19 protein-coding genes are annotated in these 24,067 nt (G+C 57.6%); 9 read left to right on the top strand and 10 right to left on the bottom strand.

Annotation, left to right across the window (positions count from 1 at the left end):
• Positions 1-17: 17 nt before the first annotated feature.
• From gph to QPM17_RS03585, 3 genes are read right to left on the bottom strand one after another with little or no spacing between them, the layout of a single operon-like run.
• Positions 18-686, bottom strand: coding sequence for a phosphoglycolate phosphatase (gene gph, locus QPM17_RS03595; protein WP_285388848.1), 669 nt, complete (start codon positions 684-686; stop codon positions 18-20).
• Entirely contained in the window at positions 683-1,411 is a 729-nt protein-coding gene (gene ubiG / locus QPM17_RS03590) for a bifunctional 2-polyprenyl-6-hydroxyphenol methylase/3-demethylubiquinol 3-O-methyltransferase UbiG (protein ID WP_285388846.1), read from the bottom strand. Before ubiG ends, gph begins: the two co-directional genes overlap by 4 nt.
• 34 nt (positions 1,412-1,445) lie before the next feature.
• On the bottom strand, positions 1,446-2,786 hold the full coding sequence (locus QPM17_RS03585; RefSeq protein ID WP_285388844.1) for a TRZ/ATZ family hydrolase: 1,341 nt from the start codon (positions 2,784-2,786) through the stop codon (positions 1,446-1,448).
• A 159-nt stretch (positions 2,787-2,945) separates the two neighbouring features.
• On the opposite strand from QPM17_RS03585, the gene mtnA reads away from it, so the two are divergent.
• Positions 2,946-4,010, top strand: coding sequence for an S-methyl-5-thioribose-1-phosphate isomerase (mtnA, locus tag QPM17_RS03580; protein WP_285388843.1), 1,065 nt, complete (start codon positions 2,946-2,948; stop codon positions 4,008-4,010).
• Here the strand turns inward: mtnA and QPM17_RS03575 are convergent.
• From QPM17_RS03575 to QPM17_RS03560, 4 genes are all read right to left on the bottom strand, one after another.
• Entirely contained in the window at positions 3,999-4,724 is a 726-nt protein-coding gene (locus QPM17_RS03575) for a helix-turn-helix domain-containing protein (protein WP_285388840.1), read from the bottom strand. The genes mtnA and QPM17_RS03575 overlap by 12 nt on opposite strands.
• Before the next feature lie 34 nt (positions 4,725-4,758).
• The gene (locus QPM17_RS03570) at positions 4,759-6,933 is read right to left on the bottom strand and encodes a carboxy terminal-processing peptidase (RefSeq protein ID WP_285389749.1); all 2,175 of its coding nucleotides are present in this window, start codon (positions 6,931-6,933) and stop codon (positions 4,759-4,761) included.
• Positions 6,934-7,192: 259 nt separating this feature from the next.
• Positions 7,193-9,343, bottom strand: coding sequence for a 3-hydroxyacyl-CoA dehydrogenase NAD-binding domain-containing protein (locus QPM17_RS03565; protein WP_285388838.1), 2,151 nt, complete (start codon positions 9,341-9,343; stop codon positions 7,193-7,195).
• A gap of 32 nt (positions 9,344-9,375) precedes the next feature.
• The gene (locus tag QPM17_RS03560) at positions 9,376-10,584 is read right to left on the bottom strand and encodes an acetyl-CoA C-acetyltransferase (protein ID WP_285389747.1); all 1,209 of its coding nucleotides are present in this window, start codon (positions 10,582-10,584) and stop codon (positions 9,376-9,378) included.
• Positions 10,585-10,774: 190 nt separating this feature from the next.
• Here QPM17_RS03560 and QPM17_RS03555 point away from each other — a divergent pair, with 190 nt between their 5' ends.
• Positions 10,775-11,038 carry a late competence development ComFB family protein gene (locus QPM17_RS03555; RefSeq protein ID WP_285388835.1) on the top strand — a complete coding sequence of 88 codons (264 nt, stop codon included), beginning with the start codon at positions 10,775-10,777 and terminating at the stop codon, positions 11,036-11,038.
• Between the two features lie 7 nt (positions 11,039-11,045).
• Here the strand turns inward: QPM17_RS03555 and QPM17_RS03550 are convergent, their stop codons facing one another.
• On the bottom strand, positions 11,046-13,526 hold the full coding sequence (locus QPM17_RS03550) for a DUF349 domain-containing protein (protein WP_285388833.1): 2,481 nt from the start codon (positions 13,524-13,526) through the stop codon (positions 11,046-11,048).
• Positions 13,527-13,722: 196 nt separating this feature from the next.
• Between QPM17_RS03550 and QPM17_RS03545 the strand changes: the two genes are divergently transcribed.
• Entirely contained in the window at positions 13,723-14,190 is a 468-nt protein-coding gene (locus tag QPM17_RS03545) for a regulatory protein RecX (RefSeq protein ID WP_285388831.1), read from the top strand.
• On the opposite strand, the gene mltF is transcribed toward QPM17_RS03545, so the two are convergent.
• The gene (gene mltF / locus QPM17_RS03540; RefSeq protein ID WP_422732720.1) at positions 14,185-15,702 is read right to left on the bottom strand and encodes a membrane-bound lytic murein transglycosylase MltF; all 1,518 of its coding nucleotides are present in this window, start codon (positions 15,700-15,702) and stop codon (positions 14,185-14,187) included. The genes QPM17_RS03545 and mltF overlap by 6 nt on opposite strands.
• A 249-nt stretch (positions 15,703-15,951) precedes the next feature.
• Here mltF and purL point away from each other — a divergent pair, with 249 nt between their 5' ends.
• Together purL and QPM17_RS03530 are read left to right on the top strand one after the other, a co-directional pair.
• The gene (purL, locus tag QPM17_RS03535; RefSeq protein ID WP_285388828.1) at positions 15,952-19,857 is read left to right on the top strand and encodes a phosphoribosylformylglycinamidine synthase; all 3,906 of its coding nucleotides are present in this window, start codon (positions 15,952-15,954) and stop codon (positions 19,855-19,857) included.
• 466 nt (positions 19,858-20,323) lie between these two features.
• Entirely contained in the window at positions 20,324-20,635 is a 312-nt protein-coding gene (locus tag QPM17_RS03530; RefSeq protein ID WP_285388827.1) for a YqfO family protein, read from the top strand.
• A gap of 7 nt (positions 20,636-20,642) precedes the next feature.
• On the opposite strand, the gene QPM17_RS03525 is transcribed toward QPM17_RS03530, so the two are convergent.
• Positions 20,643-21,194, bottom strand: coding sequence for an NUDIX hydrolase (locus tag QPM17_RS03525; protein ID WP_285388826.1), 552 nt, complete (start codon positions 21,192-21,194; stop codon positions 20,643-20,645).
• A 99-nt stretch (positions 21,195-21,293) separates the two neighbouring features.
• On the opposite strand from QPM17_RS03525, the gene QPM17_RS03520 reads away from it, so the two are divergent.
• The 4 genes from QPM17_RS03520 to purT are packed head-to-tail and all read left to right on the top strand — an operon-like array spanning position 21,294 to position 23,821.
• Positions 21,294-21,881 carry an NUDIX hydrolase gene (locus tag QPM17_RS03520; RefSeq protein ID WP_285388825.1) on the top strand — a complete coding sequence of 196 codons (588 nt, stop codon included), beginning with the start codon at positions 21,294-21,296 and terminating at the stop codon, positions 21,879-21,881.
• Between the two features lies 1 nt (position 21,882).
• On the top strand, positions 21,883-22,416 hold the full coding sequence (locus tag QPM17_RS03515) for a gamma carbonic anhydrase family protein (RefSeq protein ID WP_285388824.1): 534 nt from the start codon (positions 21,883-21,885) through the stop codon (positions 22,414-22,416).
• Positions 22,413-22,598 carry a DUF1289 domain-containing protein gene (locus QPM17_RS03510; protein WP_285388823.1) on the top strand — a complete coding sequence of 62 codons (186 nt, stop codon included), beginning with the start codon at positions 22,413-22,415 and terminating at the stop codon, positions 22,596-22,598. The genes QPM17_RS03515 and QPM17_RS03510 overlap by 4 nt, the downstream gene beginning before the upstream one ends.
• A 17-nt stretch (positions 22,599-22,615) precedes the next feature.
• On the top strand, positions 22,616-23,821 hold the full coding sequence (purT, locus tag QPM17_RS03505; RefSeq protein ID WP_285388820.1) for a formate-dependent phosphoribosylglycinamide formyltransferase: 1,206 nt from the start codon (positions 22,616-22,618) through the stop codon (positions 23,819-23,821).
• The last annotated feature ends 246 nt before the right edge of the window (positions 23,822-24,067 follow it).

Genomic DNA, 24,067 nt, shown 5'->3' with positions numbered 1-24,067 from the left:
TGTCTCCGTCTGGAACTCTATTGTAACAGTTTTGCCAGGTCACTGACGGTGTCAGCCACGATATCAGCTTGCCACAGGTCAACGGCCTCTGGCTGTTCGATATAACCGTAACGCACGGCAATGGTTTTCATGCCCGCGTTGCGCCCCGCCTCGATATCCCGCTCATGATCGCCAACGTAGACGCCTGCGGCCGGATCGGCTCCCACTTCCCGGCATGCCAGGAGCAATGCCTCTGCATGGGGCTTGCGGTGGGTGACATGATCCGGGCAGATCAGAATAGAGCAGCGCTCGGCCAGGCCCAGGGCTTCGATCAGCGGCGCAGCGAAGCGAACCGGCTTGTTGGTGACGATGCCCCAGGGAACGCCGCGGGCTTCCAGATCTTTCAGGATGTCGTCCACGCCTTCGAAAAGGGTGGTTTCAACCGCTACACCGGCTTCATACAGGTCGAGAAACGCGGTGTGTTTTTCCAGGTAGTCCGGATGATCCGGCTCCAGGCCAAAGCCTACGCGGATCATGGCCCGGGCGCCGTTGGATACCGAGCGGCGTATATGCGGTGCCGGCAGCGGCGGAAGCCCATGGGCCTGCCGGAGTTCGTTGAGGCAACGAATAAAGTCCGGCGCGGTATCGATCAGTGTACCGTCCAGGTCAAACAGGACGGTTGAGGGGGCTGAGGGTGAAGCTGTCACGACGGATCGGTTTCCTCGCGGCTATCCACGGCATGCATCATGTAATTGACGTCCACGTCCCGCCCCAGGCGATAAACCTTGGTAACCGGGTTGTAGGTCATGCCGGTCAGTTCCCGGATCTCCAGCCCGGCGTGGCGCAGGTGGTCGGACATCTCCGACGGCCGGATGAACTTGCGCCATTCATGGGTGCCCTTGGGCAATAGCCTGAGCACATATTCGGCGCCCACAATGGCGAACAGGAACGACTTCGGGTTGCGGTTGATGGTCGACACAAAAAGATGCCCGCCGGGCTTCAGCATGGCGGCACAGGCTTTGACAACCGAGGCCGGATCCGGCACATGCTCCAGCATTTCCAGGCAGGTGACGATATCATACTGGCCCGCGTGCTCGGGGTCGTTTGCCAGTTCCTCAATGGTTGTCTGGCGGTAGTCCACCTTGATGCCACTTTCCATGCCATGGAGCCTTGCCACCGCCAGCGGCGCTTCGCCCATGTCTATTCCGGTTACATGGGCGCCGCGCTGGGCCATGCCCTCCGATAGCAGGCCGCCGCCACAGCCGACATCCAGAACCCGTTTCCCGGCCAGGGGAGCGCGTTCGTCAATATAGTTCAGGCGTAGCGGGTTGATGTCGTGCAGTGGGCGGAATTCACTGGTGGGATCCCACCAGCGACTGGCCAGTGCCTCGAATTTGGCGATTTCATTCTGGTCTACGTTCTGATTGCTCATAGATGGCTCTGCCTGGTAACTGAAATGTCGGGCGTCAGCTGGACTGCTGCTCGCGAATACGATCCGCCCAGCCCCGGACGCGTAGCATCAGGTCTGGTACGTCAATACGGGTCAGTCTGCCTTCCTGTACCTGAGGTACGCCGTTGATCCAGCTATGGCTTACCTGACGGCCGTGGTTGCTGTAAACAAGGTGCGAGGCCGGGTCATATACTGGCTGTAGAAACGGGTCGCCCAGATCCACGGCAATGATATCTGCCAGTTTGCCGGCCTCCAGCGATCCCAGTTCATGGGCCCGCCCCAGGGCCTTTGCGCCCTTGATGGTGGCCATTGCCAGTGCTTCATGGGCGGAGAGAGCAGACGCATCATTGGCCACCAGCTTGGCCAGCATCGCGGCAGTGCTGAGTTCGCCGAACAGATCCAGGTCATTATTGCTGGCCGCGCCATCGGTGCCAATGGTCACGTTAATGCCCGCATCACGGAACTTCTGTATCGGACTAAGGCCGCTTGCAAGCTTGAGGTTGGATTCCGGGCAATGAACCACCTGGGCCCCGGTCTCCCTGAGTAGCTGAATGTCCGAGTCGTCAATCTGTGTCATGTGCACACACTGGGTCAGGGGGCCCAGTACACCCAGGTCTGCCATTCGTGCGGTTGGCCGCTTTCCGGTTTGCGCGATAGCGTCGGCCACCTCGAACGCAGTTTCGTGCAGGTGGATCTGGATGGGAGCTCCTGTGCTCCGGGAAAGTGCAACCGCTTTGAGCAGTGGTTCGTCTGAAACCGTGTAGGGTGCGTGCGGGCCGATCGCCGGCGTAATGAATGGGTCGTCCTGCCATTGGCGGATAAAGGTTTCGCCCTTGGACAGATATTCGTCCGGCCCGCTGCCCCAGGGGGTGGGGAAGTCCAGCAACGGGAAGCACACCTGGGCTCTCATGCCAGCGTCGCGGGCCAGTTGGGCAACAATTTCCGGGAAAAAATACATGTCGGAAAAGGTAGTGGTGCCGGTGCGCAGCATTTCCGCCATGGCAAGCTGGGTACCATCGGCAATGAAGGTCTCGCTGACGAAGGCCCCTTCCGCTGGCCAGATATGGTCGTTCAGCCAGGTCATCAGTGGCAGATCGTCCGCCATGCCACGGAACAGCGACATGGCTGCATGGCCGTGCATGTTGATAAGGCCGGGAAGCACCACGTGGCTGGGAAGATCAATGGTTTCCTTGGCCCGGAAACGGGTGTCGGCCTCCTCCTGGGAGACAACGGCAGCAATCCGGTCGCCCTGTACAAGTACCGCCTGGTGGTCCAGTACCGCGTCGGTGGGCTCCATGGGAATGACCCAGCGCGCGTTGATGCGAATATCTGCTGCGGTAATGGTGTCTGCCGTCATTTACCCTGCCTTGGCCGGGCCGCGCGGAAACCATCCGTGCAGCCGAAGAATGTAGCACGAAAGTATAGCGACCACCCGGGCCAAGAACTACCCTGGGGGGCTAGTTTGGAACGTTATCACGGGTATACTGCATTTTTGTAATCTGCCAGGAGTGACTGAATGAGCAAGAAATCTGATTCATCCAGTGAGCGTGCCGTTGGAACCGTGGCCATCCGCTGGCACGGGGGCAGTCTTGAGCTGCTGGATCAGCGCCTGCTGCCAGATCAGGAGCACTGGATTACGCTGGAAGGGGCCGCCGGTGTTGCCCAGTGTATTCGGGATATGGTGGTGCGCGGTGCTCCTGCCATTGGTATCAGCGCGGCTTATGGGGTGGCGCTGGCTGCTCGCCATGCCGGCGGCGGAGACTGGAAAGCCGAGATCAAACAGGCCATTCGCGAGCTGGCTGCCTCAAGGCCAACAGCCGTGAATCTGTTCTGGGCACTTCAGGAGATGGAGCGGGAATTCGCCGGGTGTCATTCCCTGGACGAAGCTGTCGAACGGCTTGCAAAAACGGCTGTTCGCATTCATGAGGAGGATCTGGCAGCCAACCTGGCCATGGCCGATAATGCCCTGGAATTCATGGCTGCGAAAAAACCCTTCTCGGTGCTTACCCATTGCAATACCGGCGCCCTGGCCACCGGTGGTTATGGTACTGCACTGGGCGTGATCCGCCGGCTCCATGAGGAAAAGCTGCTCAGGAACGTGTTTGCAGACGAGACCCGTCCCTGGCTGCAGGGCAGCAGACTGACCGCCTGGGAGCTGGCCCGGGACGGGATCCCTGTTACCCTGAACGCAGACGGCGCCGCGGCTGCCATCATGGCTGCGGGTAAAGTGAGGTGGGTGGTTGTCGGTGCTGACCGGATTACTGCCAATGGTGATGTGGCCAACAAGATTGGCACTTACAGCCTTGCCGTACTGGCGCGCCACCACAAGGTTGGGTTCATGGTTGTTGCGCCTTCCAGCACAGTGGATATGTCGCTGGAGTCCGGTAGGGATATCCCGATTGAAGAACGGGAAGGTTCAGAGCTGAGGCAGGTCAGGGGTATGCCGATTGCCCCGGAGGGGGTAAGGGTGTTCAACCCGGTGTTCGATGTTACGCCGGCAAGTCTGATCGATGTGATCGTGACCGAGAAGGGGATCGTCAGCACACCCAACCTCACCGGGATGAGGTCGCTATTCGACTGAGTCGTCCTTTTTTGCCCGCAGCTGCGCCACTTCCTTTTCCTGTTCTTCTATAAAGTGCAGTGACATTTCAAAACTCTGGCGAGTGAATTCCAGAACCTTCTGGAAGCCCTCGTCGGAGAGTGTGCGGGCGTCATCGTGGCTGCGGAAGATATTGATAAACTGGCGTTCCCTCTCGAACTGAAGCGGCAGCCGGCCGACACCCCAGTCGTTGAGCACTCGCCAGACTTCCGGGTTGTAATTACGGGTGGTGCGAAGGATGAACGGGATAGGGTCGTTGCGGGCGATCAGGGCGGCCAGGCGCAGGATCAGTTCAAAGGACAGGGTGCTGGTGCCATTTTCAATGGCTTCCAGGACCGATTTGTCTTTCAGGTTCAGGGCTTCGCTCATTTCCGACAGGGTCAGACCGGCCACTTCACGGATATCCCGGAGGGAATTGCCAGCTACCAGCATGGTGCGCAACTGGTCCTGGGAGTTCATCAGCGCACGGCCGACTTTCAGGGAGGTATCTGTGGATCTGGCGGCAAAGCGCAGGGCTGACCCGGTAAACCCCGCAATACGGTTAATGAGGGACTCGGATTCCCGGGCTTCACCGCGGCCTTCCTCGGGGCCCTGAACCTGCTCGACCTCTTCCATGGATCTCATGGCATGCATGGCATCCATCAACATGCCTTCAAGCAGGCGTGCCCGGTTCCGGTCTTCTTCCTTGTCAGCCATGGCTAACGCCCGTTCATCAATGGATTTGATCCGCTCAGCGCGCCTGGGCCTGAGCGGTTATCTGTTTGAGATTCATTATGGATGCCATGCGTTGATCCAGCTCCAGCATGTCCGCCATTATGTTACCGCCCTCATGGACAATGAAGTCCAGTTCCTCGTCCGTGCTGTCCAGGTCAGCGGCCTGCTGGTCCTGCCATTCGTCCAGTTCATCCAGGGTGTCAAATGGCTCGCCGCCGTGAATTTCCCGGCGGGCATTGGCAATGCTCAGGCGCGTGCTCTCAATCTGTGACTGATATTCCTTGCGGTCTTCAAGGTTGAGACTGACAGTCGTCTGCTCACGCTGCTGTTTGAGGAATTCAATTTCTTTCTTCAGCAACTGGAACTCCGGGTGGTCTTTAAACCGGTTGTCGTGGCGTGTGCGCAGTTCATCAATGACGCCGCTGAAGTCAAAGTAGCGGGTATGGGGCACGGCTTCGATCTGGTCCCAGGGGAGGGCGTGATCCAGTGCGTCTTCGCCAATACGGGTCTTATCAACCCGGGACGGAATCTCGATGTCGGGAATCACGCCTTTGTGCTGCGTGGACCCGCCGGAAACCCGGTAAAACTTGCTCTGGGTGATCTTCAACTGGCCATGGTTCAGCGGGCGCACAGCCTGCACGGTACCCTTGCCGAAGGTCTGCGAACCGACCACCAGCCCCCTGCCATAGTCCTGTATGGCGCCAGCGAAGATCTCTGAAGCAGACGCGCTCATGCGATTGACCAGAACCACCAGTGGGCCGTCGTAGGCAACTGAGGGGTCTTCGTCGTTAAGCACCTGCACATCGTTGTTGGAGTTGCGGATCTGGACGGTCGGGCCCTTCTCGATGAACAGGCCTACCAGATCGTTGGCTTCGTGAAGCGCGCCACCACCATTGTTGCGAAGGTCCATGACCACACCGTCAACGCCTTCCGCCTTGAGTTCGTCGATCAGCTTGCGGACGTCACGCGTGGTGCTCTTGTAGTTCGGGTCCCCTTCCTGCATCGCCTTGAAATCTGCATAGAAGGTGGGAATGTGGATCACACCGATCTGGAATGTCTCATTATTCCTGTCAAATTTGATCACTTCCTTGCTGGCGCTCTGCTCTTCCAGCTTCACATTGTCCCGTTTGATGGCAATGGTTTCGGTGACGGTTTCATCCGGTGCATCGGCGGGAATGACTTCCAGGGTTACCGTGGATTCACGGGGGCCACGGATCAGGTCCACGACCTCGTCAAGACGCCAGCCGATGACATTTACGGCTTTCTCTTCATCTTCCTGTTTGACCGAGACAATGCGGTCCGCTGGTTCCAGTTGCCCCTGTTTGGCGGCTGGACCGCCGGGCACCAGGCGCACGACCTTTGTGTATTCATTGTCTGACTGCAACACGGCGCCAATGCCTTCCAGGGAAAGGCTCATGTTGATGTTGAAATTCTCGGACGTTCGCGGTGAGAAATAGGATGTGTGTGGGTCCCACATGCCGGCAAACGCATTCATGTAAGCCTGGAAAGCGTCTTCGCTGCGGGCCTGGTAGACCCGTTTGAGCTGGCCTTCGTATCGACGGCGCAGGGCTTCCTCGATCGCTTCATCATCGGTGCCGTTGAGGCGCTGTGCCAGAACCGCGTTTTTGAGCCGCTTCACCCACAGTGCGTCCAGTGCGTCGGTGTCTGCTTCCCAGTCCGCCTCGGAGCGATCAAGCAGAATGCTCTCCTCGGCTTCAAAATTGAGGTTCCCGACGCCCTTGTCAATCAGGCTCAGTGCAAACTCAAGGCGCTGGATGATCCGCTGTTGCACCAGGTTGTAGATGTCGAAGCCGGGTTGCAGCTGCCCGGTTTTCAGTGCCGAACCCAGGCCCATGCGAACGGCACTGAAATTCTCGATGTCTTTTTTGGTCAGGTAGATACGCTGGCCATCAAGGTATTCCAGGTAAGCATCGAAGACGTCTCCGGACAGGGAGTCGTTGATGCTCATATCCCGGAAGTGGGTAAACTGCAGCTGGCGCGCGATCAGGATGTTTGCCCGGGCCTGTTCCACCGTCGGGGAGACCGGATCGTAGACCTTGTCTGTCTCCACTTTCGCCGATGCTGGCAGGGCGAGAGCCAGCATCAGTGTCAGGATGGCTGCCTGTCTGCCGGCCTTGCCCCCCTTCCACGGGTTGCTGTAACGGTTCATAAATCGTTCCGCGATGCTCATAAGCTTGGTTACCTGACGGTGAATGGCGATACGGGGCTCAGCTGAAGCAACCGCTGGTGAAAGGTCATACACTTTTCGGATATCGCCGAGTTGGCTCATGATTTTATTGTAGGCAAGCGCAGGTCTGGTTGCCATAGCGTTAAAGTATCGGTTCGTGACAATCTGTCCATGAAGTAGTCAGGTTCGTAAGCAGAGATACGCTCAGGCGGGGCAGTCATCCTTGCCGGAGAACACGCGTCTCCGGCAAGGATGGAGTGGGTTAGCTGAAGGGTGTATTGGCTTCCGCTTTGTCCAGTAGCATGGCCGGCGGATTGAACCGCTCACCAAATCGCTCGGCAAGGCTTTTTGCCCGTTCTGCGAAGGCTCTCACACCGTACTGGTTGATGAACTGGATGGCGCCGCCCGTCCAGGGCGCATAGCCGATACCGAAAATACTGCCGATATTGGCATCCTCAACCGTGCGTAGCACGCCTTCTTCCAGGCATCGGACCGTTTCGATGGCCTGGATGAACAGGATGCGGTCTTTCAGCTCCTGAAGCTCAGTGCTCCGGGCTTTTTCCTGGTCCACGAACAGCTTCTCCAGTTCCGGCCACAGGTATTTCCTGCCCGATTCCGGGTACTCGTAAAATCCGGCGCCGGCGGCTTTGCCTTTGCGATTGTGGCTATCAACCATCTGATCGATAACCGCCTCGGCAGGATGAGCGTTCCAGGTTTTGCCCGCGGCTTCGGTGTCTTTTTTGCTCTGGTCACGGATGTGCTGCATCAATGTCATGCTGACTTCATCCGAGATCGCCAGGGGGCCCACCGGCATACCGGCCAGAACACCGGCATTTTCGATGCTGGAAGGATGAATGCCTTCGCCCAGCATGGCGATGCCTTCGTTCACAAAGGTGCCGAACACGCGGGAAGTGAAGAACCCACGACTGTCGTTCACCACAATGGGAATCTTTCCAATCTGCTGAACATAGTCAAAGGCACGGGCAAGGGTCTCATCGGACGTTTTTGCGCCCACGATGATTTCCACCAGTTGCATCTTGTCCACCGGCGAGAAGAAATGCAGGCCAATGAAGTTGTCCGGTGCGCTTGAGGCCTCCGCCAGTTGTGTAATGGGAATGGTGGAGGTGTTGGAGGCAAAGATGCCGTTTTTCACCAGCCTGGCTTCCGCTTCCCGGGTCACTTTCGCTTTCAGTTCGCTGTCTTCGAAGACGGCTTCGATGACCAGGTCACAGCCTTCGAGATCGTCGGCGGAGCCTGTGGCCTTGATGCGGTTCAGCACCTCGGTTTTCTGCTCTTCGGTCATGCGGCCGCGGCTGACTTTCTTTGCCAGCAGTTTTTCCGAGTAGGCTTTGCCTTTCTCGGCATTTTCCGAGGACACGTCCTTGAGCACCACGTCGATGCCACGGGTAGCGGTGGAAAAGGCGATGCCTGCGCCCATCATGCCGGCGCCAAGAACCCCCACCTTGCGGAAGGTTTCCTTCTCCACGCCTGCGGGGCGACTTTCGCCGGCGTTCACGGCGTTGAGCTGGAACCAGAAGGTGCCGGTCATGTTCTTGGCGACCTGGCCGGTGGTCAGTTCCGTGAAATAGCGGGTTTCAATCAGGCTGCCGTTGTCGAAATCCACCTGGGCGCCTTCCACCGCAGCCGACAGGATGCGTTCCGGTGCGGGATAACAGCCCTTGGTTTTCTGCTTGAGCATCGCCGGGGCAATGGCGAGCTTTTGCGCCATCGCCGGATGATGGGGCGCGCCACCAGGGAATTTGAAGCCTTTCCGGTCCCAGGGCTGCTGGCTTTTCGGATTGGCATCAATAAAGGCCCGGGCCTTTGCCATCAACTCGTCCGGGGACGACGCCAGTTCATCCACAATGCCGGCTTTGAGCGCGGCTTTCGGATTTACTTTCTTGCCTTCCATCAGGTAGGGGAAGGCGGCCTCGAGGCCAATCATCCGGGGCAGGCGCTGGGTGCCGCCGCCACCGGGCAGAAGGCCGAGGGTAACTTCAGGCAGTCCGAGCTGGATCCGGTCGTCGTCCATCACCACCCGGTGATGGCAGGCCAGACAGATCTCCAGGCCGCCGCCCAGTGCCGAGCCGTTGATGGCCGCCACGGTGGGCTTTCCGGTGGTTTCCAGGGCCCGCATTTCGGCCTTCATGCCGTTGACCATGTCTTCAAAGGCACCGGCATCTTCGCGGGTCACTCCGAAAAGCTCTTTCAGATCGCCGCCGGCGAAGAAGGTTTTCTTGGCGGAGGTAACGATGATGCCGCGGATGTTGTCGATGTCATTTCTGACTTTGCCCACGGTCTCAGTCATCGCTGCGCGGAAATCAGCGTTCATGGTATTGGCGGACTGGCCGGGCATGTCGATAGTCAGGGTCAGGATCTGGTCTGACCCCAGGTCGTAGTGAATGGCGCTCATATTCGGTTCTCCTCTCAGAATCATTGGTCGGCTCAGACGCGCTCGATAATGGTGGCAATACCCATGCCGCCACCCACACACAGGGTGGCCAGGCCGTAGCGCAGCTCTCTCCGCTCCAGTTCGTCGAGCAGGGTGCCCAGAATCATGGCGCCGGTGGCGCCCAGGGGGTGGCCCATGGCAATGGCGCCGCCGTTGACGTTTACCTTCTCGTCGGGAACCGACAGCTCCCTCTGGAACCGCATCACCACGGATGCAAAAGCTTCGTTAACCTCAAACAGGTCTATCTGGTCCGCCGTCATGCCGGCCTTCTCCAGAGCCTTGCGAGCGGCGGGGGCAGGGCCGGTCAACATGATGGTGGGATCGGTGCTGGTGACCGCTGTTGCGAGGATGCGGGCCCGGGGCGTCAGCCCCATGGCCTTGCCCTTCGCTTCGCTGCCAATCAGCATTGCGGTTGCGCCGTCCACGATGCCGGAGGAGTTGCCGGCGTGGTGTACGTGATTGATCTTCTCCACGTAGTGGTATTTTTCCCGGGCGACACCGTCAAAGCCCATTTCGCCCATCATCTGAAAAGAGGGTTTGAGGCCAGACAGCGATTCAACCGTGGTGTTGCCGCGTACATGTTCATCACGGTCCAGGATCAACACACCGTTCTGGTCGGTGATGGGAACGATGGATCTGGCAAAATAGCCCTTTTCCCAGGCGTTGGCCGCCTTCTGCTGGGATCTGACGGCAAATCCGTCCACGTCTTCCCGGCTGAAGCCCTCCAGGGTGGCGATCAGGTCGGCCCCGATACCCTGGGGCATGAAGCCGGTATGCAGGTTGGTGGCGGGGTCGGTGGCCCAGGCACCACCATCGGAGCCCATGGGTACGCGGGACATGGCCTCAACGCCACCAGCGACCACCAGGTCTTCCCAGCCGGAGCGGACTTTCATGGCCGCCAGGTTGACGGCTTCGAGGCCGGATGCGCAGAAACGGTTGAGGGTGACTCCCGCCACCACCTCATCCCAGTCCGCGGCCAGGGCGGCCGTTTTGGCAATATCGGCTCCCTGGTCGCCAACCGCAGTAACACAGCCCATAACGATGTCGTCAACCTGGGCGGTATCCAGGGTGTTTCTCTCCTGCAGAGCCTTGAGTACGGTGGTCAGCAGCGTGATGGGTTTGACACTGTGCAGGGAACCGTCTTTCTTGCCGCGACCCCGTGGCGTGCGTACGGCATCGAAGATATAGGCTTCGGTGGTCATTTCCTGTCCTCTGTTGGTCTTTGACTCGGGAATTGTGTTCCAGTGGCTAACCATAGCGGTTTGCGCCCCTGGTGCGTAATGACGTGCGCTGCCAATCCCATTGGCGAAACTGCTCATGCCGGTCATGACAATTCCTGTCGCGGCTTCTATGGTGTAGACAGGTATCCAAATTATTAGCAGGAGTAAGCCGATGTCCCTGAGAGATGCTATCGACAACTTTTATGAGCCCTTGGTAGCGGAAGCCATTGAGGAAACGAGGGAAGCCAGTGATAGCCAGGACTATCTGGAGGATGTGATGTGCGTGGCGCTGAACCGGCTACCCGCCAAGTATTACCGGCACAGCGTCGATATGATGTTCTACCTCGCCGACGGAGAACTCGAGACCATGAAAAAAAACTCCCTGACCGCTGTTAAAACGGCCAGGGAGTTTGTGAAGAGCCATCAGCGAGATTAAATGGCCATCAGCGGGGCTGATTCCCTCCACCCAGCACAGCCTCGAGTGCCTGGCCCAGCCGGTGGGCCAGAGGCTCGCTCACCACATCCACCGGTTGTGCCACGCACCAGTTTGCAACCAGCATTTCAAGTTGCTGTGACTTGTCGTTAGCGCCGGCAGCGTTGCCCATTCCCTCTGCCAGGCGTTGTACCTGAATCTCCATACGACGTCCCTTGTCTTCGTCGGGGGAAGGAACCTCCGCCAGTATCTCTGCCCGGATAACCAGCTCCGTAGGATCCGGTTGCCCCACATTCCTGGCCAGTTCGGCCCAGTGGCCGGGCAATGCGTTGCTGTCCAGGGCGCTTGTACCCCTGGCTGCGATCCACCGCTTCCAGGTTTCAATCTGCTCCTGCAGCTTGCGGTTGGAAATAAGCCCGGAAAGCCGGTTGCGTTCGTTGCTGACCTGCTCCCGTACCCCGGCTGAGAGAGGTTCGCTCTTGAGCGCATTCAGTTCTCTCAGGGCAGTTTCCAGATGCTCCACGCCGGTATCTATGGCAACAGATTGGCTGGCAGTAAGCACCGGCCCGGCTTTTTCATCGGCCTCCCGGGTGAGTTGTTCCTGCTCATTTTTATGGGCGTCCCGGCGTGCAAAAATCTGGTCGCAGGCCTTGCGAAATGCCTGCCAGAGTTTCCTGTCTTCGCGATGGCGGGTGATGCCGATGCTGGTCCACTCGTTTTGCAGCGCTTTGGCCTGATTCATGGCCTCACCAAGGGGCTCATAATCGATCAGCGCTTCCGCACGCTCAACGATTCCCTGTTTGAGCGCTTCATTCTTTTTGCGTTCTTCGTTCAGGGGAGCCTCAAGCTGCTTGAGCAGATCGTCGAACTGCTTTTGTACCGGCCGGTTGTCGCGGAACTCCACTGGCCAGGCTTCTTTCCATTCTTCTCTGGCGGTCTGGTGGATGCGTTCTGCTGCTTTCCAGTCGATGGTTTGCCAGTCGGCATTCTCAAGGAAGGTGCTCAGTTGTTCGCAGATCGTTTTCCGGGTCTCCAGGTTGGCCTTCTTCAGGCCGGACTTTGCAGAGAAGTAAGCCTTGCAGGGCTCATAGGCCAGGTCCGAGGCCTGCTTGAACCGTGACCACAAGTCGCGGTCCGAGGAGCCTCCAAGCTCGCGCCATTCGTTCTGCAGTTCTTTGATCCGTTCAGCTTTGGCTTCCGGCTCTATGGGCTGGTCTGCCAGGTATTCCATCTGTTCACACAGGGAAATCTGTTTCGGGCGAGTGGCAAACCCCTGCCAGTCCGTCAGTTCGCGGAGCTGGCCGCCGAGCAGGTGAATTCGGGGCTGCAGTGGTTTGCTGTGGCGATGGTCCAGTCCCTTGAGCTGCTGCTGGGCGGCCTTGAAAAGCTGGCGCGACTCTTTCAGCTGCTTGGCTTCCAGGGCAGCTTCCAGCTTGCTCAGGGTCTGCTGCAGCGTGTCAGCCAGCTGCTTCTGTTCGGCCGTGTCCGCTTTTTCGACTTTTGCAGGGCGGGGCTTGCCGGCCAAGCGATACAGGGCGTCCAGCATGGACGGGCGGCGGAAGTCTTTCGGCCAGTCGACCGCTTCTACCAACTCCTTGGCTTTGCTGGCGGATGCCTGGTCGTCGGATTCATTTTCGACCGGGTTCTGTAAGGCTGTGATCTCTTCCCGGTGCTGGCCGAGGCGCTTTACGGCGGATATGTAGGCCCGCAGCGACTGCATCAGGTTCTCGTAGGCCTTCTGTTCCTGCCGGGCCACCTGAGTGTCGCGGGTGGCTTCCAACCAGCGGTTTTCCTGGGTTTTTTGCAGTGCGTCCAGGGAAGCCAATGAGGGTTCCAGATCCGGATCCTGCTGTTTCAGTTCATCAAGGGTGCTTTCCAGCAGCGACAGGGTTTCCGCTCGCTGGTTCAATTGTTCCTGCTGTTGTCTGAGCCGTTCCTGCTCGGCCTGCATCTCGTGGAGGCGTTCGCGGCACTGATGGACGGCCTGCAGGAATTCGGTGGTCTGTTCCTGGGAGGCTTGCGCCTCAACCTCGCTCCATTTCTGCAACAGGGCCTCCAGCCGGGCCTCGAACAGTTTCGTATCCTCGCTTCGAGCCTGATCGGTGGCATTGCCAACCAGTGTCTGTATGGTTTCCGCCAGTTTCTGCTGCTGCTCCTCTTCGTCTCGAATCTGCTGGAGCTTCTGGCGAACAGTCTGGTACACCCCCTTGTCCTTGCCCTTCGCGAGTTTCTGGACTCGCTGCAGCGCCGCCTTATCCGCCAGTGTTTCGGCAGCCTTGATGCGGATGTTGGCGGTCATGCCAGCGGTTGCAAGGTCTTCAAGCTGCTCGCCGGAGGGGTTGGATTCAAGAATGCTGACTTGCTGCTCGCGCCTGTCATCCTGTCTGTTCAACTTTTCCTGATCTTCAGGCGTTGGTCCCTGTTGAACTGCAGCAGGAGAGGGTGTCGTTGCTTTGCGAGTTCTGAACAGTTTCTGGATGAAAGCAGCCATGGGGTTATCCTTTGATATTGAAACCAGTTCCCGGTGCCGGCAAAGTAAGCCTGCACCGACCATCGGCCTTATCCGGGGTTCCGGATGCCGGGTGCGTCAGCTGATTCTTCCGGTTCTATCCGGCAGCTGTATCGAGTGGGGTAGCCAATCGGGGCACTAGTCTAGCGTTTTGTCGGCATTTGCGGGAAGAGTCAGAATGGGAAAAGCATCAAATCAGGACGATCAGGATTACAGGGCCCGCTCTGCTGCGTTACGGCTGCTGGCCCGCAGGGAGCACAGTCGCCTGGAGTTGTCCCTGAAACTGAGGCAGAGAAAGATTGAATCGGACGTAATTGAACGGGTTCTGGACGATTACGAAGCTGAGGGTTGGTTGAACGATGAGCGTTTTGCCGACGTTTATGCCCGTCAGCGCATGGATCTTGGTTATGGGCCGCTCAGGATTCTGGCAGAGCTCCAGCAGCGGGGAATCCACTCGACGCCTCAATGCCTCCGCGATATCACCGATTCGGAGTGGACGGAGCGGGCGGCCCTATTGCGGGAAAAGCGATTTGGCCTTGGTGATATCAGTGAGGATTGGGATGAAAAGGCGCGCCAGGGACGGTTTCTGGCACGAAGGGGGTTTGCGTCTGACCAGGTTGAATCGGCTCTGGAGCGACGGCTATAGCGTTGGAGGAACCATGCCGAGCTCACTGGGCAAGCTGGCACGCGCTTCCCGCTCCGGCGCTGTAACGATGGGCCTGATGATCTTTTCCATGCCCTCAAGGTCTTTGAACCAAGGTTTCTGCGGAGCTTCTGCCGTTTCCGTTGAATCCGTCATCCAGGCCAGCACATCGTAATAGCGGCGGATGTTCTGTACATAGATAACCGGTTCGTGCCCACGGGCGTATCCAAACCGGGTTTTTGAGTACCATTCTTTCTGGGTTAACAGTGGCAGAAATTCTTTAACGTCCATCCAGCGGTCGGGATCCTTACCTGCACCTTCGGTCAGCCGGCGGGCATCCTCCACGTGGCCCCAGCCCACGTTGTATGAGGCCAGGGCAAACCAGGTGCGGTCAGGTTCAGGGATGCGTTCCGGGACCTTGCGGTGGACCATGGTGAAATACTTGGCTCCGCCCTGGATACTCTGCTTCACGTCAAGCCGGTTCTTGATGCCGATATGCTTGGCGGTTGTGCGCGTCAACATCATCAGGCCGCGAACACCGGTGGGAGACACTGCGTTGGGGCGCCAGTGGGATTCCTGATAGCCGATGGCTGCCAGCAGACGCCAGTCCAGATCGTAGCTGGCGGCATAGTCCTTGAACAGGTCTTCGTATTTCGGAAGGCGGTTCTCCACATGATGCACAAACGTGCGCGCGCCAACGTAATTCAGGCGGTCCAGATGGCCGTAGAAGCGTTCCGAAATCTGCGCCAGGGCACCGCTTTCTCTCAACTCTGCGATAAAATCCTCAGCAGCCCTGGCCAGTGTCTGGTCCTGTTCCCCCGGGAAAAGCCACAAAAGGTCTTCCGGATTGCCGATACTGAAAGCTTTTTTTACCATCGGGAAAAACACATGGTTCAGCTCCAGTTCGTTGGACGAAACGATGGCCAACGGATACTCGCCGGATTCTACCCGTGCCAGAATGCCGGCGGCATCCAGCCCTGAATGAACCTTCCATTGCAGGCCTTCGTTTTCCGACTGAAGCTGCTCCAGTTGGTGCTGGTGATTACTGTCGGCAACAAGATGAAGGGTGTGGCCCTGTAGATCATCTACGGATTCGGGCCGCTCCGTGTCCCGGTTATATACCACCACCGATTCCGCCTCAATGCCATTGGAGACCGTGTGATACCGTCCGGGAAAGTCCGGGCGGGCGGAGAGTCCGGCAAGCCCTATGTGGGCGTAGTCCTGATCGACCACGGAAAGCACTTCTGTATTGTCGTCTGCAATCCGCACCTTGAGCTTGACACCCAGGTCCTCGGCAAACAGGCGGGCGAGCTCGTAATCATAACCGGTGGGGCCATCGCGGCCCTCGTAGTAAACAGAAGGGGCGTTACGCGTGATGACATGGAGCACGCCCTCGGAGCGGATCTCCTGGAGCGTGCTTGGCCTGGTACACCCGGCGTTTGTCAGGGCAATAGCCAGCAGGCAGGTGTACCCCGCAAGAGCTAGACGCGATGGTTGACGATCAATTTGTGGCAAATCCTGAACTCCCTGTCTCAGCCCCAATAATCCCCGGTCGGAGTTGGCCGGTCAATGGAAGTGATCATTTAATGTGCAAAACAATGTTAAATGGACGGGGTCGGTTATGGTCTTTTGACGCTGTATCCCGAACGTCGTTTCGAGTATCATTGCGGCCTTTCAGACTGCCGGCATTTCCCTGTTACCTGACCCTCAGGCGACACAGGATGCGTGCCCCGGCTCCCAGTTTCGCGCGTACAGGTTTTGATCATGCTTGAACTTCGCGGCGCTCCTGCGCTCTCGCCCTTCCGCTCCCGCAAGCTGCACACCCGCATCCAGGACATCGTTCCGGAGGTGGAGCATGTGTATGCCGAGTTCATGCACTTCACGGATCTTGAATCCCCGCTTTCGGAATCGGATGAGGTGGTTCTCGACCGGCTGTTGACTTATGGGCCCAGTGTGCCCGCTGAAGAACCGGAGGGTGTGCTTTTTCTGGTCGTTCCTCGTCCTGGCACCCTGTCACCCTGGTCCAGCAAGGCCACGGACATTGCCCGCAATTGTGGATTGCGGCAGATCCGGCGGATCGAGCGCGGTACGGCCTACTATATAAAGGCAGGCCGCAAGCTGGGGCTGGCGCAGCGAGAGAAGATTGCGGCACTGCTCCATGACCGCATGACCCAGAAAGTCTTCCACGAGATGGGCGGTGCGGAGCTGCTGTTCCACACTGATGAGCCGCGAACACTCAATCGTGTCCCGGTGCTTTCAGGCGGGCGCGAAGCACTGGTTGAGGCCAACCGCTCCCTGGGGCTGGCGCTGGCCGAGGACGAAATTGATTACCTGGTGAAGTCGTTCTCCGATCTCGAACGGGACCCCACCGATGTTGAGCTGATGATGTTCGCCCAGGCCAACTCGGAGCATTGCCGTCACAAGATTTTCAATGCGTCCTGGGATATTGACGGTGAGGGCCAGGAAAAGTCCTTGTTTGCCATGATCCGTAACACCTTTGAAATGAACAGCGAAGGGGTCCTCTCCGCCTACAAGGACAACGCGTCGGTGATTGCCGGCAGCCGTGGTGGCCGATTCTTTCCGGAACCGGAATCCGGTGTGTATCGCTATCACGAAGAAGATATTCACATTCTGATGAAGGTGGAAACCCATAACCATCCCACGGCAATCGCTCCGGCAGCCGGTGCCGCGACCGGTTCTGGTGGCGAAATCCGGGACGAAGGGGCCACCGGCCGAGGTTCCAAGCCCAAGGCGGGACTGACCGGGTTTACGGTTTCCAACCTGAACATTCCGGATGATCCGCAGCCCTGGGAGCTGGGATATGGCAAGCCAGACAGGATTGCCTCACCACTGGATATCATGATTGAAGGCCCCATTGGCGGCGCGGCTTTCAATAACGAATTCGGGCGACCGAACCTGACCGGCTATTTCCGGACGTTTGAAGAGCTGGTGCCGGGCGCCGATGGCGAAGAGGTCCGTGGCTACCACAAGCCCATCATGATTGCCGGTGGTCTGGGTAATATCCGCGCCAGCCATGTAGAGAAAGGTAACATCCCGGTGGGCGCCAAGCTGATTGTCCTCGGCGGACCTTCCATGCTGATTGGTCTCGGTGGTGGTGCTGCGTCTTCCATGGATTCCGGGTCCAGTAATGAAAACCTGGACTTTGCTTCGGTTCAGCGTGACAACCCGGAAATGGAGCGCCGCTGTCAGGAAGTGATTGACCGTTGCTGGCAGATGGGTGACGACAATCCCATCTGCTTCATCCACGACGTGGGCGCCGGCGGGCTTTCCAATGCCATGCCGGAGCTGGTGAAAGACGGCGGCCGTGGTGGCCGTTTTGAGCTGCGGGACATCCCCAGTGATGAGCCGGGCATGTCGCCTCTGGAAATCTGGTGCAACGAATCCCAGGAGCGCTATGTGATGGCCGTTGCTCCCGAGAACCTGGACAGGTTCGATGCGCTCTGCCGCCGCGAGCGTTGTCCCTATGCGGTGATCGGTGAGGCTACCGAGGAGCACCATCTTGAACTGGGCGACTCCTACTTTGATGACCGTCCGGTGGATCTTCCGATGGACGTGCTTTTTGGCAAGCCCCCCAGGATGCACCGGAGTGTTTCCCGCGCCTCCTTCACCAAGCCCATTTTTGATTCCAGCAAAATCGACCTGCAGGATGCCGTCAACCGCGTCCTGAGGCTTCCGTCAGTGGGCTCCAAGAGCTTTCTGATCACCATTGGCGACAGGACCATCACCGGTCTCGTGGCCCGGGATCAGATGGCCGGTCCCTGGCAGGTGCCGGTCAGCGACGTGGCGGTTACCTCAACGTCTTTTGATGTGAAAACCGGCGAAGCCATGGCCATGGGAGAGCGAACTCCTGTTGCGGTCATTGATGCGCCGGCGTCCGGTCGCATGGCGGTTGGCGAAGTCATTACCAACCTGGCTGCGGCGCCCATCGCAAGGCTGTCCGACATCCGTCTGTCCGCTAACTGGATGGCAGCAGCGGGTCACCCCGGAGAGGATGAGAACCTCTACGAAACGGTTCGCGCTGTGGGCATGGAACTGTGCCCCGCACTGGGCATTACCATTCCGGTGGGCAAAGACTCCATGTCCATGAAAACCGTCTGGGAAGAAGATGGAGGGGAGCAGAAGAGTGTGACTTCACCCCTGTCGTTGATCATCAGTGGCTTCGCGCCGGTGACGGATGTCGACAGAACACTGACGCCGCAACTGGCAGTCGACGCCGGTGAGACAGACCTGATCCTGATTGATCTGGCGGCAGGGCAGAACCGTCTGGGTGGGTCTGCGCTGGCGCAGGTTTACCGGCAGATGGGCGCGGTTGCTCCAGATCTGGATGACCCGGAGGATATCAAAGCATTCTTCGCTGTGATTCAGGGGCTGAATGCGGATGGCAAGCTGCTGGCATACCACGACCGGTCGGATGGCGGTCTGTTCGTGACCCTGGCGGAGATGAGCTTTGCTGCGCGTAGTGGCATTGATATCAAGCTGGATGGCCTGGCAGAGGATTCCTCCCAGTTTCCCCGGGAGCTTTTCAATGAGGAACTCGGCGCAGTCATCCAGGTTCGTCGTGAGGACACAGGCTTTGTCCTCCAGCAGTTCTCGGCGGCTGGTCTTGGTGACCATACCTCCGTTGTCGGCACTCTTAACCAGGACGACTGTATTCGCTACACCTTCGAGGGTGAGGAAGTAATTGTCCGGCCACGCACCGATCTGCAGCGCCTGTGGGCGGAAACCAGCTACCGGGTACAGTCCCTTCGTGACAATGCCGATTGCGCACAGGAGGAATTCGACAACCTCCTTGATGCTGACGACCCGGGCCTTCACGCGAAACTGACATTTGATGTCAATGACGATATCACTGCCCCTTATATCAACAAGGGCGCGCGGCCAAGGATTGCTGTTTTGCGGGAGCAGGGCGTCAATGGTCAGGTTGAAATGGCCGCAGCGTTTGACCGTGCCGGTTTCGAGTCCGTGGATGTTCACATGAGTGACCTGTTGTCAGGCCGTGTTTCCCTGGAAGGCTTCAACAGCCTGGTGGCCTGTGGCGGTTTCTCATATGGTGATGTGCTGGGCGCCGGTGAGGGATGGGCCAAGTCAATTCTGTTCAGTGACCGGGTTCGCGACCAGTTTGCCGCGTTCTTCAACCGACCTGACACTCTGGCTCTGGGTGTTTGTAATGGTTGTCAGATGCTATCGAACCTGCATGAATTGATTCCCGGTAGTGAGGGCTGGCCCCGCTTCGTTCGCAATCAGTCGGAACAGTTTGAAGCGAGGCTGGTGATGGCAGAGGTAACCGCCTCTCCTTCCAAGTTCATGGATGGTATGGCGGGGTCCAGGATGCCGATCGCAGTTGCGCACGGTGAGGGGCGGGTTGAGTTTGCCTCCGGCACGTCTGCGGACCAACTCAGCGACAATGAGCTGGTTGCTCTGCGCTATGTGGATAACCGTGGCGATGTCACCACCCGCTATCCCTACAACCCCAATGGTTCTGAAGCGGGTATCACGGGTGTTACCACCAGGGATGGCCGTGTCACCATCATGATGCCCCACCCCGAGCGGGTTTTCCGCACCTCACAGCACTCCTGGCACCCCCGGGAGTGGGGGGAGGATGCACCTTGGATACGCATGTTCCGTAATGCAAGGCGCTGGTTCGGCTAGGCCTTTCCGAGGAATGATCAGCCGGCTCTGGACGCACCAAAAAAGGTGACGGGTCCCGAGCCGGTTTTTTCGTTTTCGGGGTCGTGAAATTTTGGCGGTTTTCAAGGGAAATTTTTGTTTATAAGTGCGAAAATCCCCTTGACTAAAATAGTTTATGCACATTCTGATCGCGTTGTTGTGCGTTCAGTGAACAAAGCGCTGGGTTCAGGTTCATTTTTTGTGCAATGTTCATAACATACTGAAAAATAAGAATTTAATTAAGTAGGTGAATTTGTCGCCAATTTAACGAAAGTGCAGTAATTACGGGGGATGGAGGCATGTTCCCAAAAACTTTCCCCAGAGTTATCCACAGATTCTGTGGGTAAGTAGCTAACTGCTTAATCTGTACAAAAAATATCCGCAACTGCGGTGCCGAAACTTACATTAATGAGCCCGAGTAACGGCAATTTATTGGAGGGAATGGGTCATGTACAAGATGTGTTATTTCGTTCCGGAGAGCCACCTCGAAGTTACCAAAGACGCTCTGTTCGAGTCTGGCGCGGGCCGTATTGGAGACTACGACTGTTGCGCATGGCAGTGTAAGGGGCAGGGGCAGTTCCGTCCTCTCGATGGCAGCAAGCCATTCCTGGGGCAGACCGGAGAGGTGGAGCACGTAGAGGAGTTTCGCGTGGAGCTGGTTTGCAGGGATGAGCTTATCAGGTCTGCCGTGCAGGCGTTGAAGAGGTCACATCCCTACGAGGAGCCAGCCTACGAAGTGTTTCGCATGGAGGAGCTCTAGCGACCGACTACCGTCCCTGAGGCTTCATGCTATAGCGGATATCGTCTACATGCACCGGGAAGTGTTCCTTCTGAACGTCTTCCACGTAGAGCTCCAGGGTGCGACGAACCGTTGGAAAAGAAATCTCATCCCAGGGGATATCCTCCAGGGCGAACAGCCTGGTTTCCAGGGACTCCTCGCCAGCACCGAAATTTTCGCTGGTAAGGGTTGCCCGGTAGAACATGTGGACCTGATCAATATGCGGCACATGAATGATGGTGTAGAGGTTGTCGACGGTGACTTCGGCCAGCGCTTCTTCCCAGGTTTCCCGGGTGGCCGCTTCAAGGGTGGTTTCCGAGTTTTCCATGAACCCTGCAGGCAGGGTCCAGTAACCGTAACGGGGTTCGATGGCTCTGCGGCACAGCAGAATTTTCCCCTGCCAGACCGGAACCGTTCCCGCGACAATGCGGGGGTTCTGGTAATGTATGGTCTCGCAGCTTATGCACACATAACGGTGACGATTGTCGCCTTCAGGGACGCGCTGTTCGACAGGATGGCCGCATGTGCTGCAGTATTTCATTCATTTCACCGTATACTGGACAAGTTTTTGGTAGCAAGTGTAACTATCCGTGCTGCCGGCGTTTCATTCAATAGCCAGATGTAAAAACGGAGCCGTGTTTTGCGCGATCTTCTTACCAAACGCCTTTCAGGTTATGTTCCCCGCTTATTGACACTGGATTACCCCGAAGCGGGTGTGCTGGTTCCTGTGACCGATGATCATGATAATCCCGAAATCGTATTTACCCTGAGGTCTGAAAACCTGAGTACTCACCGGGGTCAGGTATCTTTCCCGGGAGGACGGCGTGACCCTGAAGACGAATCAATCGCCGCGACGGCACTCAGGGAAACCCACGAGGAAATCGGGCTGCCTCCGGAGCAGGTTCAGTTGATTGCACCGCTCAGCCAGGTGATGTCGCTTCACCAAATACTGGTTACTCCATACGTTGGTGTCATACCCGGCGATCACCCGTTGACCGCAAATCCCGCGGAAATTGAAAGTATATTCAAGGTCCCTGTTGAGTTTTTTCTGGAGGACAAGCGCCACCGGACCGACCCGTTGAATTTTCTCAATAATACGTTTTACGTGCCCTGCTACCGTTGGGAGCGCTATCAGATCTGGGGGCTGTCGGCCGTTGTGCTGGTCGATTTTCTGAATGCCGTATACGATGCCGGTATTGATCTTCTCGAACCCCCTCAAGGAGGCTGACATGTTCTATGAGCTTGGTGACCGAAAACCCGAACTGGAAGGAGACGGCCAGTTCGTCGCTGACAATTCAACCATCGTTGGCAGCGTCAAGCTGATGGATAAGGCCAGTGTGTGGTTTAACGTGGTTATTCGTGGTGATAACGAACTGATCACCATCGGCCCGGAAACCAATGTTCAGGACGGCTCGGTTCTGCATACCGATCCTGGAATCCCGCTTACCCTTGGCAAAGGGGTGACGGTCGGGCACAAGGTGATGTTGCATGGCTGTGAAATCGGCGACTTTTCACTGATTGGCATCAATGCGGTTGTACTGAACGGCGCCAAAATCGGCAAGCACTGCCTGATTGGCGCCAATACCCTGATACCGGAAGGCATGGAAGTGCCGGACGGTTCTATGGTGGTGGGTTCTCCGGGCAAGATAAAGCGGGAACTGACTGACGGCCAGAAGAAGATGCTGGAGATGAGCGCCGCGCATTATGTAAAGAATGCCGGCAATTATCTTGAGCTTCTGAAGCCCTGCGAGCCAGAACGGTGAGTCGCAGGGACAGGGTGTCGTCGCCGTGCGTCAGTATCTGTGCGCTGGATGAAAACGATGTGTGTGTCGGTTGCCAGCGAACCAGTGACGAGATCATGCAGTGGCCGCGGCTGAGTGACGAAGAGCGTCGGGAGGTGCTGGAAAAGGTTGCCCTTCGCGAAGAAAAAGTAATGATCCATTAAAGAAAGGACCAGAAAGCATGCCCGACACGGTTGCAGCTGAATCCGTAAACATAGGAACCCCGCTCAAGGATAACGCCTATCGGGTGCTTTTCTGTGGTTCCGGCGAATTGGGCAAGGAAGTGGTTATCGAGCTTCAGCGGTTCGGCGTCGAGGTTATCGCTGTCGACCGTTACGCCAACGCGCCAGCCATGCAGGTGGCCCACCGTAGCCACGTTGTGGATATGCTGGATGGGGCAGCACTTCGTCGCGTCATTGAGGAGGAGCGGCCCAACCTCATCGTGCCGGAAATCGAGGCCATCGCTACCCCGGAACTGGTGAAACTGGAAAGTGAAGGCTATCGGGTGATTCCAACAGCCAGGGCTGTGAACCTGACCATGAATCGTGAGGGCATCCGTCGTCTGGCGGCGGAGGAGCTTGGACTTCCCACCTCGCCTTACCGCTTCGCCGAATCCAGGGACGACTATATTGCCGCAGTGGAAGAAATCGGCCTTCCCCTGGTGGTCAAGCCGGTCATGAGTTCGTCCGGGAAGGGGCAGAGCACAGTAAAGACGCCTGGAGATGTTAAGGCGGCCTGGGATTACGCCCAGACGGGAGGCCGTGCCGGAAAAGGTCGTGTTATCGTCGAGGGGTTTGTGGACTTCGACTATGAAATAACCCTGTTGACGGTAAAGCACCGGGGCGGCATTACATTCTGCGACCCCATTGGGCATCGCCAGGAAGATGGGGACTATCGTGAGTCCTGGCAGCCGCAACCAATGAGTGAAAAGGCATTGAGCCGATCCCGGCAGATAGCCGAGGCTGTTGTTACGGATCTGGGTGGTTATGGTGTCTATGGTGTCGAACTTTTTGTGCGGGATGACCAGGTCTGGTTCTCCGAAGTGTCACCGCGCCCCCACGATACCGGCTTGGTGACATTGGTATCGCAGGATCTGTCTGAATTCGCCCTGCATGCCCGTGCAATATTGGGGTTGCCGATACCGGCCATACGTCAGCAGGGGCCGTCGGCATCTGCGGTGATCCTTCCTGAGGGAAATTCGGATTCGGTTGTCTATACGGGCCTTGAAAATGCATTGGCGGAGCCGGATACTTATTTAAGGCTCTTCGGAAAGCCCGAGCTGAAGGGGCGTCGCAGAATGGGTGTTGCATTGGCAACAGGCGGCTCCATTAGTGAGGCAAGAGAAAAAGCCAGCCGGGCAGCGGCTGCGGTGAAAACCGAATTCTGACGTTAAGTCGCCGGTTTGTTGAAAAAGTTATAACGAACCGTTGACACCTCAAGTGAGCTCTGTAGAATACGCATCTCTTTCGAGGGACACGCCACTGAGGCGGGTCAGAAATTGAAAGACAACCGTTTGAATTAATTGAAGATTTCGAGTTTTTAAATTCTTCAGAAAGCGGTTGACAAGGCGGTGATTCGATGTAGAATACGCCACCTTGATCGGGCAAGCCCCGAACGCTCTTTAAAAAGTTGA

Source organism: Marinobacter azerbaijanicus (genome assembly GCF_030250645.1).
Taxonomy (GTDB): Bacteria; Pseudomonadota; Gammaproteobacteria; order Pseudomonadales; family Oleiphilaceae; genus Marinobacter; species Marinobacter azerbaijanicus.
Note: the sequence above shows the minus strand (reverse complement) of the source record. Positions and strands in the feature narration are given on the sequence as shown.

What these genes read in the sequence shown, in the direction of transcription:
- mtnA (WP_285388843.1), top strand. Translation starts at nt 2,946, where the DNA reads ATGAGCAAGAAATCTGATTCATCCAGTGAGCGTGCCGTTGGAACCGTG.
- QPM17_RS03585 (WP_285388844.1), bottom strand. Translation starts at nt 2,786, where the DNA reads ATGACGGCAGACACCATTACCGCAGCAGATATTCGCATCAACGCGCGC.
- QPM17_RS03560 (WP_285389747.1), bottom strand. Translation starts at nt 10,584, where the DNA reads ATGACCACCGAAGCCTATATCTTCGATGCCGTACGCACGCCACGGGGT.
- QPM17_RS03515 (WP_285388824.1), top strand. Translation starts at nt 21,883, where the DNA reads ATGTTCTATGAGCTTGGTGACCGAAAACCCGAACTGGAAGGAGACGGC.
- QPM17_RS03575 (WP_285388840.1), bottom strand. Translation starts at nt 4,724, where the DNA reads ATGGCTGACAAGGAAGAAGACCGGAACCGGGCACGCCTGCTTGAAGGC.
- ubiG (WP_285388846.1), bottom strand. Translation starts at nt 1,411, where the DNA reads ATGAGCAATCAGAACGTAGACCAGAATGAAATCGCCAAATTCGAGGCA.
- QPM17_RS03570 (WP_285389749.1), bottom strand. Translation starts at nt 6,933, where the DNA reads ATGAGCATCGCGGAACGATTTATGAACCGTTACAGCAACCCGTGGAAG.
- purT (WP_285388820.1), top strand. Translation starts at nt 22,616, where the DNA reads ATGCCCGACACGGTTGCAGCTGAATCCGTAAACATAGGAACCCCGCTC.
- QPM17_RS03525 (WP_285388826.1), bottom strand. Translation starts at nt 21,194, where the DNA reads ATGAAATACTGCAGCACATGCGGCCATCCTGTCGAACAGCGCGTCCCT.
- QPM17_RS03555 (WP_285388835.1), top strand. Translation starts at nt 10,775, where the DNA reads ATGTCCCTGAGAGATGCTATCGACAACTTTTATGAGCCCTTGGTAGCG.
- QPM17_RS03550 (WP_285388833.1), bottom strand. Translation starts at nt 13,526, where the DNA reads ATGGCTGCTTTCATCCAGAAACTGTTCAGAACTCGCAAAGCAACGACA.
- QPM17_RS03545 (WP_285388831.1), top strand. Translation starts at nt 13,723, where the DNA reads ATGGGAAAAGCATCAAATCAGGACGATCAGGATTACAGGGCCCGCTCT.
- QPM17_RS03530 (WP_285388827.1), top strand. Translation starts at nt 20,324, where the DNA reads ATGTACAAGATGTGTTATTTCGTTCCGGAGAGCCACCTCGAAGTTACC.
- QPM17_RS03565 (WP_285388838.1), bottom strand. Translation starts at nt 9,343, where the DNA reads ATGAGCGCCATTCACTACGACCTGGGGTCAGACCAGATCCTGACCCTG.
- purL (WP_285388828.1), top strand. Translation starts at nt 15,952, where the DNA reads ATGCTTGAACTTCGCGGCGCTCCTGCGCTCTCGCCCTTCCGCTCCCGC.